The sequence below is a fragment of the Pimelobacter simplex genome, assembly GCF_900114845.1.
In the GTDB taxonomy this organism is placed as follows: domain Bacteria; phylum Actinomycetota; class Actinomycetes; order Propionibacteriales; family Nocardioidaceae; genus Nocardioides; species Nocardioides simplex.
In genome coordinates this window covers 372,726-382,012 of the sequence record NZ_FOUK01000005.1, presented here as the reverse complement: position 1 = coordinate 382,012, position 9,287 = coordinate 372,726, and the positions used below count along the sequence as shown (strand labels likewise).

Below are 9,287 nucleotides of genomic sequence, written 5' to 3'. Positions count from 1 at the left end.
GGGTCAGTCCCAGTCCAATCCGCCGCGGCGCCACACATAGGCGTACGCGACAAAGACGGTGGCGATGAACAGGACCATCTCGACCAGCCCGAACCAGGACATCGCGTCGAAACGGACGGCCCACGGGTAGAGGAAGATGATCTCGATGTCGAAGACGATGAAGAGCATCGCGGTGATGTAGTACTTCACCGGGAAGCGGCCGCTCAACGCCTGCGGCGTCGGCTCGATGCCACATTCGTAGGAGTCGGACTTGGCGCGGTTGTAGCGCTTCGGCCCCACCATCGTGCTCATGGCGACCGACCCGACCGCGAACAACGCGGCGAGTGCCGCCAGGACGAGCACCGGCGTGTAGAGCTCCATGAGCCTCCCTCTCGTGATCTTGTGAACAGAATCACTAGTGGCGTGGAACACATACTGCCACCCCGGAACGGGCCCGTCACAGGGGGGTGGGCAATGCCACATCCGTCCCGCCTGACCGACCGAAAACCGCGCCTGACCTGGGGATTTAACGCACGACAGGTTTGCGAAAATCAGGTGCTGTCAGTGCCCCGCGAAGTGCGCGGGTTGCGGGCTCGAAGTGCGTGGGTTGCGGGGTCGAAGTGCGCGGGTTGCCGGGCCGTCTTCCTCCGCGCGCACACCTCGCACCCGCAACCTCCGCACTTCGAGCCCGCAACCCCCGCACTTCGGCGGGCCTGAACGAGTCTCAGGCGGTGGCGCGGTGGAGCGCGACGATCCCGCCCGACAGGTTCCGCCACTGCGGTCGCTGCCAGCCGGCGTCGGCGATGAGGTCGGCGAGGCCGCGCTGGTCGGGCCAGGCGCGGATGGACTCGGCGAGGTAGACGTAGGCGTCCGGGGCCGAGGAGACGGTGCGGGCGACTGCGGGGAGGGCCTTCATGAGGTACTCGATGTAGACGGTCCGCCACGGCGACCAGGTGGGGTGGCTGAACTCGCACACGACCAGGCGGCCACCGGGCTTGGTGACGCGGCGCATCTCGGCGAGGCCGGCGCCCGGGTCGACGATGTTGCGCAGCCCGAAGGAGATCGTGACGGCGTCGAAGGTGGCGTCGCGGAAGGGCAGCTTGGTGCCGTCGCCCGCCGTGAAGGGCAGGTGCGGGAGCTGCTTCTTGCCGACCTGGAGCATGCCGATCGAGAAGTCGCACGGGACGACGTCCGCGCCGGCGTCGCGGAAGGGCTGGCTCGAGGTGCCGGTGCCGGCGGCGAGGTCGAGCACCCGGTCGCCGTACGACGGGTCGACGGCGGCGAGCACCTCGCGGCGCCAGCGTCGGTCCTGGCCGAACGAGAGGATGTCGTTGGTCAGGTCATAGCGCCGCGCGACCGTGTCGAACATCCGTCGAACGTCGGCGGGCTGCTTGTCGAGCTCTGCGCGGGCCACCGCGGCAGCCTAGCCGCGTGAAATCGCGCGCAACCAACCGGCCGCCCGCAGCGTCTACCTGAGCATGAAGACAAAGCTGCGCATCGCCCGCCGGATCACGGTCGTCACCGTGGTCGCGGCGCTCTGCTCCGTCCTGGCCTACGGCGTCGGCTGGGCCGTGCGCGGCGACAAGCTCCCCTGGGAGGACGCGCCCCGCGCCGACTCGACCCCGCGGGCCCACGAGCCGGCCAGTCGGCCCGGCACCAAGCCGATCGGCAACCCGGCGTCCGAGCCGAGCGACACCCCGAGCGACTCCCCCGGCGACACTCCGAGCGAGACCCCCTCCACGCCCGCGCCGCCCCCCAAGGACCCCGGTCCCCCGCCGGCCGGCCCGGCGCTGCTCTCCCCCGGCGACATCGGCCCCGAGGTCCGCGACCTCCAGGCGCGGCTCAAGCAGATCGCCTGGTTCACCGGCGACGTCACCGACAAGTACGGCCCGGTCACCACCGAGGCGATCCGCGGCTTCCAGGCCAAGCGCGGCTTCGAGGTCACCGGCGAGGTCGACCGGCGCACGCTCGACCGGCTCCACGAGATGACCCGTCCGCCGACGCAGGCCGAGCTGACGAACCAGCCGCCGCCGGGCGGGGGCGGTAACACGCCGGGTCCCCTCGACGCGCGGTGCACCACGGGGCGGGTGCTGTGCATCGACAAGTCCAGCCGGACGCTGCGCTGGGTGGTCGACGGCCAGGTCCGCAAGACCGTCGACGTCCGCTTCGGCTCGGCCGAGCTGCCCACCCGCGAGGGCGTGTTCTCGATCCAGCGCAAGAGCCGCGACCACGTGTCGACGCTCTACCACACGTCCATGCCCTACGCGATGTTCTTCTCCGGCGGGCAGGCGGTGCACTACTCGCCGGACTTCGCGGCGCACGGCTACAACGGCGCCTCGCACGGCTGCGTGAACGTCCGCGACCAGGACGCCGTCGCCTGGCTGTTCGACCAGGTCACCGTGGGCGACCGGGTCGTCATCTACTGGAGCTGAGCGGCCTCGGCTCAGTCGTCCGAGGCCGTGCGCTCCAGGACGAGGTCGAGGTAGCTCGCGGCCTCGTCCGGCGAGAGCCCGGTGGCGTACACGTCGTACGACAGGCCGTCGCGCTCGGTGCGGCACTCGGTCTGGTAGCTGCCCGGCGGGACGTCGCCCTCGGTCGGCATCCCGGTGGTGGGGTCGGTCGGCTGCTGCCAGGCCACGGCGCAGCGGTGGCCGCCGACCTCGCGCAGCTCGTAGTGGGAGCCGCCGTTCTGGTTGATCTCGAACGGGCCGCTCGGGATGACCAGGCCGGTGCCGCCCGCGGTCACGGTCACCGCGACCTGGGCCGGGGCGCTCTGGGCGGTCGCCTGGGCCATCGCCTTGACGTCGATGTAGGCGCGGACCTCGGACGGACCGTAGATCGAGGCGACCTTGCTCGACGCCTTGGTGTCGCCGTCGGCGGCCGCGGTCGCGATCTGGTCGATCGCCTTGATGTCCTCGGGGTTGGTCGTGCCGGCGTCCTCGGCGGTGATCCGGGACAGCGCGACCATGCGGTCGTCGAGGCGGTCCGGCAGCTTCGGCAGGCTGTCGGCCGAGATCGACGCGCCGGGGTCCTCGGAGACCTTGGGCAGGCCGACGGCGAAGCCGACGGCTCCGCCGAGCAGGAGGACGCCGGTGACGGCGCCGGCGATGGTGGAACGAGCGATCGGCATCGGGCCATCATGCCCGCTCTGCCTGAGAGCGGCCCTCAGGGGGCCGCCGTAGGGGCGCTAGAGATCCGTGCCGTCGGCGAGCCGCCGGTACTCCAGACCCGCCGCCTCGAGGAAGCGACCGAACTGCAGGTCGACGATGCCCAGCCCCTCGGGCGAGAACACCCGGTCGTGGATGGCGACATTGCGCGCGGCGCCGAGCGAGCGGGCGAAGTCGACGCCCTCACTGACCCGCATCCAGGGCGCGCAGACCGGCGCCAGGAGGACGTCGACCGGCACCCCGGGCCCGGTCAGCGCGTCGCCGGGGTGGAAGACCGTCGTGTCGCCGGCGGTGAGCAGGTAGCCGCTGTTGTCGAAGCGCGGCAGCTCCGGGTGGATGACGGCGTGCAGCTCGCCCACCGCACGGACGCCGAGGCTGCCGATCGTCCAGCTCTCGTCAGGCCGTACGACGCTCACCCGCTCGGCCACGTCGGGGGCGTTCTCGCGGATCTGCGCGGCCACCGCGGCGATCGTGTAGATCGGGGCGTCGGTGGCGCGCAGGTGGTCGGGGTGGAAGTGGTCGACGTGCTCGTGGGTGATGAGCACCGCGTCGACGCCCTCGACGGCCTCGCGCTGGCTCCAGACGCCGGGGTCGACGGCCACGGTGGTGCCGTCGTGCTCGATCCGTACCGCCGAGTGGCCGAACTTCGTCAGTCGCATGGGCCCACGGTAGTCCGCACCCGCTCAGCCGGTCTGGTGGTGCACGAAGCACCACCGCCAGTCCTCGCCGGGCTCGACGGAGCGCATGACGGGGTGCTGGGTCTCGCGGAAGTGCGCGGTGGCGTGGCGCCGGGGCGAGGAGTCGCAGCAGCCGACGCTGCCGCAGGCCAGGCACATCCGCAGCGCGACCCAGCGGGTCCCCTCGGCGAGGCACTCGGCGCAGGCGAGCTCGGCGGGCGGGTCGAGGAGGGGGGCGTGCGCGAGGTGCTCGCAGCCGTCGGCGCGCGGTGCCCTCGTGGTGGTGCGCAGCTCGGAGCGGGCGGCGTCGGCGGCGTCGAGCATCGACTCCTCGACGTCGAGCATGGCGAGCACCTCGCTCACGATCTCGGACGGGACCGAGCCGGTCGAGCGGATCTCGAGCACCCGGCGGCGCTCGGCCTCGATCATGTCGCCGCGCCAGCGCGAGTAGAGGTCGCTCGGGCTCTCCTCGCCCTCGGTGGTGCCGAGCCGCTCCCACGCGGCGAAGTTGCGCTGCTCGATCCGCTGGATGATCAGCTCGCGGACGTGGTGGGGGTCGTCGGCGTCCTCCGCGAGCTCGTCGAGGCGGTGGATGCCCGCCTTGGCGGCCTGCTGGAGCAGCGTGGCCCGGGCCAGGGCGTCGTCGTGCGGGTCGGGCGAGGGCACCCGGAGCCGGCGGGCCACCCAGGGCAGGGTGAGCCCCTGGCCGAGCAGCGTCCCGGCGACGACGGTGAACGCGATGATGAGCAGCACCTCGCGGTGCGCCGTGTGCTCGGGGACGGTGAACGCGGCGGCGAGCGTCACCACGCCGCGCATCCCGGCCCAGCCGAGCAGGAACGAGTAGCGCCACGACGCCTTCTCGCCGGTCACCGGGTCGGGCCCGGGACGCAGCAGCAGGTAGCGCGAGGCGAACACCCACACCAGTCGCAGGACGACGACGGCGACGAACGCGGCGGCGCACGCCGCGACGATCGTCCCGACGCCGAACTCGCTGTCACCGACCTCGCTGAGCAGCCAGTCGGCCTGGAGGCCGATGAGCAGGAAGACGGTGTTCTCGAGGACGTAGGCCAGCGTGCGCCAGTTGGTCCGCTCCGCGATCCGCGACGGCGCGGTCTGCAGGACCGGCGCGACGTGGCCGAGCAGCAGGCCCGCCACGACGACGGCGACCACGCCGGAGGCGTGGAACTCCTCGGCCACGATGTACGCCGCGAAGGGGATCACCAGCGAGATGGCGGTGTCGAGCAGCGGGTCGGTGACCTTCTTGCGCAGGAAGCCGACGATCACGAAGGCGAGGCCGCCGACGAGCACGCCGCCGCCCGCGGCGATCACGAAGTCGCCGGCGACCGCCCAGGCGGTGGTCGCCGTCGCCAGCGCGGTGCGGAGGGCGACGAGGGCGCTCGCGTCGTTGAGCAGCGACTCGCCCTCGAGGATGGTCACGATCCGCCGGGGCAGCCCGATCCGGCGTCCGATCGCGGTGGCCGCGACGGCGTCCGGTGGCGCGACGACGGCGCCGATGGCGAGCGCGAGCGGCCAGCTGATCTCCGGGATCACCAGCCGGACGACGGCCGCGACGCCGAACGTCGTGAATGCGACGAGCCCCACCGACAGCAGCAGGATCGGCCGCCGGTTGGCGTTGAAGTCGACGAGCGAGGTGTTGACCGCCGCGGAGTAGAGCAGCGGCGGCAGCAGGCCGAGCAGCACGACCTCGGGCTCCAGCCGGATCTCCGGCACCCCGGGCACGTACGACGCCGCGACGCCCACGACGACGAGCGTCAGCGGGGCGGGCACCTCGAAGCGCTCCGAGATCGCCGTCACCGTCAGCACGGTGATGGCGATCGCCACGAGCAGGAAGGCGATCTCCATGGCGCGGTCTCCTCAGTCGGTCCCGGGAAGGTCCGCGGCGAGGCCGCGGATGCGGGCGTCCAGGTCTCGGCGGCCGGTCCGGGAGACCACCGCCTCGACGACCTCGATGCCGCCGTTGGGCATCGCCAGCGCCTGGTCGAGCTCGGGGCGCGAGGAGACCCGCAGGTGCGGGATCCGCGCCGCCGCGCAGAGGCTGGCGAGGTCGGTGCCGTGCGGCGTCCCGAAGAGACGCTCGAACGACGCCGCATGGGCGGGAGCACCCTGCTCCAGCACCGAGAAGATCGCGCCGCCGTCGTCGTTGGGGACGACGATCGTCAGGTCCGGACGTGGTTCGTCGGGCCCGAGAACGAGGGCGGTCTGGTCGTGCAGGAACGTCAGGTCGCCCATCAGGGCGAGGTTCCGGGTCGACCCGTCGCGCCCGAGCGCCGCGCCGATCGCGGTGCTGACGGTGCCGTCGATGCCGGCCAGGCCGCGGTTGGCGATCACCTTGCGGCGGGTGCCGACGGCGGGCGGGCGGACCATCAGGTCGAGGTCGCGGACCGGGCTCGACGCCCCGACGACGAGCAGTCCGCCGGCGGGGAGCGCGGCGTGCGTGGCCCCCGCGACGTCGTACGGCGTGAGGGCGGGCTCCGCGGCCAGCAGCCGGTCGAGCCGCAGCGAGAGCTCGCGGTCGGCCGCGCGCCAGGCGTCGAGCCAGGCCGGGTCGTCGGGCTCGTCGCCGGCCCAGAACGGCCCGTCGACGGCGATCGCGCCGGGCGGTCGCAGCGGCCAGGCGCCCCGGCCGGGGACGACGAGCACCTCGACGTCCGGGCGCTCGAGGAGGCGGGTGACCGGGCGCGAGAGGGTCGGGCGGCCGAGCACGACGACGCGCTCGATCCGCTCGCCGAGCCCGGTGCCGAGCAGCAGCCGGTAGGTCCGGATCGGGTTCGCGCCGGTCCGGGCGCCGCTGGTCGGCTCGGCGAGGAGCGGCCAGCCGGCCGCCTCGGCGAGCTGCCGGGCGGGCGGGCCGGCGTCGTCGCCCGCCACCACGACCGTCCGCGGGCCCCGCGGCAGGTCGGTCTCTCGTCGTACCGGACGTTTTGGTCGTGATCCGCCCCCGAACACGACCATTTCGTCCGGTACGACGGGGGCATCCGGGACGAGCGGGGTGTCGAGCTGGACGTTGAGGTGGACGACGTCGTCCCACCCGGCGGCGACGGCGTCGAGCTCGGCGGCCGTCGCGACGTCGTGGGTGGCGGCGAGGGGCCCGAAGATGCCGACCTGGTCGGTGGTCTGGTTGGCGCCGGTGCCGCGTAGCCGGGCCGGCCGGTCGGCCGAGACGACGACGAGCCCGACGCCGGAGTGGACGGCCTCGAGCACCGCGGGGTGCAGGTTGGCGACGGCGGTCCCCGACGTCGTGAGCACGGCGGCGCGCGCACCCGAGCGGGTCAGGCCGAGCGCCAGGAAGCCGGCGGTGCGCTCGTCGATCCGGGTGTGCAGCCGCGGTCCGCCGTCGTGCTGGGCCGCGGCCCAGAGCGCCATCGCGAGCGGCGCGTTGCGCGAGCCGGGGGCGACGACCACCTCCGTGACGCCGGCCCGGGCGAGCCAGGCGACGAGGGCATCCGCGAGCGCGGCGGAGGAGGTGCTCATGACCCCAGATCCTCGCGCAGCGCGCGCACGTCGGCGAGCCGGGCCTCCCAGTGCGCGACCCGCTCCGGGGACGCGCTCAGCAGCCCGACCTGCTGGACGTCGACCTTCGGGCGCCGCACGGGCAGCGCGCCGTCGACCGGCAGCAGCGGCTCGGCGACGACGTCGGCAGTCAGCAGCTGCACCGTGGCCAGGCCGCAGGCGTAGGGCAGCTCGGGCAGCGCGGCGGCCAGCGCGACGCCCGCGGCGATGCCGACGGAGGTCTCGAGCGCGCTCGAGACGACCACGGGCAGGCCGATCCGCTCGGCGATCTCGAGGCAGGCGCGGACCCCGCCCAGCGGCTGCACCTTGAGCACCGCGATGTCGGCGGCCTCCAGGTCGCGCACCCGGTAGGGGTCCTCGGCCCGGCGGATCGACTCGTCGGCCGCGATCGGCACGCCGACCCGGCGCCGGACCAGCGCCAGCTCCTCGACCGTGGCGACCGGCTGCTCGGCGTACTCCAGGCCCCCGGCGGCGCGGTCGAGCCGGCCGATGGCGGCGACCGCGTCGTCGACCGACCAGCCCCCGTTGGCATCGGCCCGGATCAGCCCGTCGGGACCGAGCGCGTCGCGGACCGCCTCGAGCCGGGCCTCGTCGTCGGCCGTGCTCTGACCGGGCTCGGCGACCTTGACCTTCGCCGTGCGGCAGCCGCCGGCGCGCACGATCGCGTGCGCGCGCTCGGGGTCGACCGCGGGCACCGTGACGTTGACCGGCACCCGGTCGCGGACCGGCGCCGGCCAGTCGCCCGCGGCGGCCTCCTCGGCGCAGCGCAGCCAGGGCTCGGCGACCTCAGGGGGGTACTCCAGGAACGGGCTCCACTCCCCCCAGCCACCCGGGCCGCGCAGCAGCGTCGCCTCCCGGACGGTGATCCCGCGGAAGCGGGTGGTCATCGGGATCGCCACGACCTTCACCGGGGCACCTCCTCGGACGCCGCCCGCAGCAGCGCCTGCCGGTCGGGCTTGCCGTTGGCGAGCAGCGGGATCGCGTCGAGCCGGACCAGCTGGTGCGGCGCCCAGGCCCTCGGGTGGGCCGCGGCGACCCAGTCGCGCAGGTCGCCGAGCCCCGGAGCGCCCACGACGAAGGCGACCACGCGGTTCCCCCACTCCGGGTCCGGGACGCCGAGCACCTCGGCCGCCGTGACGTCGGGGTGGGCGCGCAGCCGCTCGGCCACGGCCGGACCGGGCACGTTGAGCCCGCCGGTGACGATGACGTCGTCGACCCGGCCGATCACGACGAGGTGGCCGTCGTCGTCGATCCGGCCCGCGTCGGAGGTGCGGAACCAGCCGTCGACCAGCACCTCGCGGGTGAGCTCGGGCTGCCCGACGTACTCGGTGAACAGGGTGGGCCCGGCCAGCCGGATCCGCCCGCTCTCCCCCAGCGCGACGGCGACGCCGTCGAGCGGCAGGCCGTCGTACACGCAGCCGCCGGCGGTCTCCGCCGAACCGTACGTCGCGACCACCCGCACCCCCGCCTCGGCCGCCCTCGCCCGCAGCGTGCCCCCGATCGGCCCACCGCCGAGCAGCACGGTGTGGGCGCGGCGCAGCGCGGCGACGTCGTCCGGCACGGACAGCATCCGGGTCAGCTGGGTCGGCACCAGCGAGACGAACCAGCCCTCGCCGTCCGGCCAGCCGTCGCGCTCGTGGACGGTGGGGGTGTGCCCGGCGACCAGCGAGCGGGCCAGCACCTGCACGCCCGCGACGTACGTCGCCGGCAGCGCGAGCACCCACGGGCCGCTCGCCCCGAGCCGGGCCGCGGAGGCCCGCACGGAGGCCAGCACGGCCTCGCGCGAGAGCAGCACGCACTTCGGCGCACCGGTCGACCCGGACGTCTCGACGACCAGCCCGGGAGCCGCGCCGGACGGCGGATCGAGCAGCCAGTCGCGCAGCCGGTCGACGACCTCGCCGGGCTCACCCCTCGCCGTCCAGAAATCCACCTG

The 9,287-nt window shown here is 74.1% G+C and carries 9 protein-coding genes; 1 reads left to right on the top strand and 8 read right to left on the bottom strand.

What is annotated here, in order from left to right; genetic code table 11:
* Positions 1 to 3 precede the first annotated feature (3 nt).
* On the bottom strand, positions 4 to 360 hold the full coding sequence (locus BM223_RS21940) for an NADH-quinone oxidoreductase subunit A (RefSeq protein ID WP_038676743.1): 357 nt from the start codon (positions 358 to 360) through the stop codon (positions 4 to 6).
* A gap of 343 nt (positions 361 to 703) precedes the next feature.
* Positions 704 to 1,393, bottom strand: a complete 690-nt coding sequence (locus BM223_RS21935; RefSeq protein ID WP_038676742.1) for a demethylmenaquinone methyltransferase — start codon at positions 1,391 to 1,393, stop codon at positions 704 to 706.
* A 64-nt stretch (positions 1,394 to 1,457) separates the two neighbouring features.
* On the opposite strand from BM223_RS21935, the gene BM223_RS21930 reads away from it, so the two are divergent.
* A complete protein-coding gene (locus BM223_RS21930; RefSeq protein ID WP_082003534.1) occupies positions 1,458 to 2,411 on the top strand; it encodes a L,D-transpeptidase family protein in 954 nt (317 codons plus the stop codon).
* 11 nt (positions 2,412 to 2,422) lie between these two features.
* On the opposite strand, the gene BM223_RS21925 is transcribed toward BM223_RS21930, so the two are convergent.
* From BM223_RS21925 to BM223_RS21900, 6 genes are read right to left on the bottom strand one after another with little or no spacing between them, the layout of a single operon-like run.
* Complete coding sequence (locus BM223_RS21925) at positions 2,423 to 3,109, bottom strand: hypothetical protein (protein ID WP_038676740.1); 687 nt, start codon at positions 3,107 to 3,109, stop codon at positions 2,423 to 2,425.
* 57 nt (positions 3,110 to 3,166) lie between these two features.
* Positions 3,167 to 3,805, bottom strand: a complete 639-nt coding sequence (locus tag BM223_RS21920; RefSeq protein ID WP_038676739.1) for an MBL fold metallo-hydrolase — start codon at positions 3,803 to 3,805, stop codon at positions 3,167 to 3,169.
* A gap of 24 nt (positions 3,806 to 3,829) precedes the next feature.
* Positions 3,830 to 5,686 (bottom strand): Na+/H+ antiporter, encoded by a 1,857-nt coding sequence (locus tag BM223_RS21915; protein WP_038676737.1) that lies wholly within the window; start codon positions 5,684 to 5,686, stop codon positions 3,830 to 3,832.
* A 12-nt stretch (positions 5,687 to 5,698) separates the two neighbouring features.
* The gene (gene menD, locus BM223_RS21910; RefSeq protein ID WP_038676735.1) at positions 5,699 to 7,315 is read right to left on the bottom strand and encodes a 2-succinyl-5-enolpyruvyl-6-hydroxy-3-cyclohexene-1-carboxylic-acid synthase; all 1,617 of its coding nucleotides are present in this window, start codon (positions 7,313 to 7,315) and stop codon (positions 5,699 to 5,701) included.
* Positions 7,312 to 8,262, bottom strand: coding sequence for an o-succinylbenzoate synthase (locus BM223_RS21905; protein ID WP_052138206.1), 951 nt, complete (start codon positions 8,260 to 8,262; stop codon positions 7,312 to 7,314). The genes menD and BM223_RS21905 overlap by 4 nt, the downstream gene beginning before the upstream one ends.
* On the bottom strand, positions 8,259 to 9,284 hold the full coding sequence (locus tag BM223_RS21900) for an AMP-binding protein (RefSeq protein WP_075018711.1): 1,026 nt from the start codon (positions 9,282 to 9,284) through the stop codon (positions 8,259 to 8,261). Before BM223_RS21900 ends, BM223_RS21905 begins: the two co-directional genes overlap by 4 nt.
* Between the last annotated feature and the right edge of the window lie 3 nt (positions 9,285 to 9,287).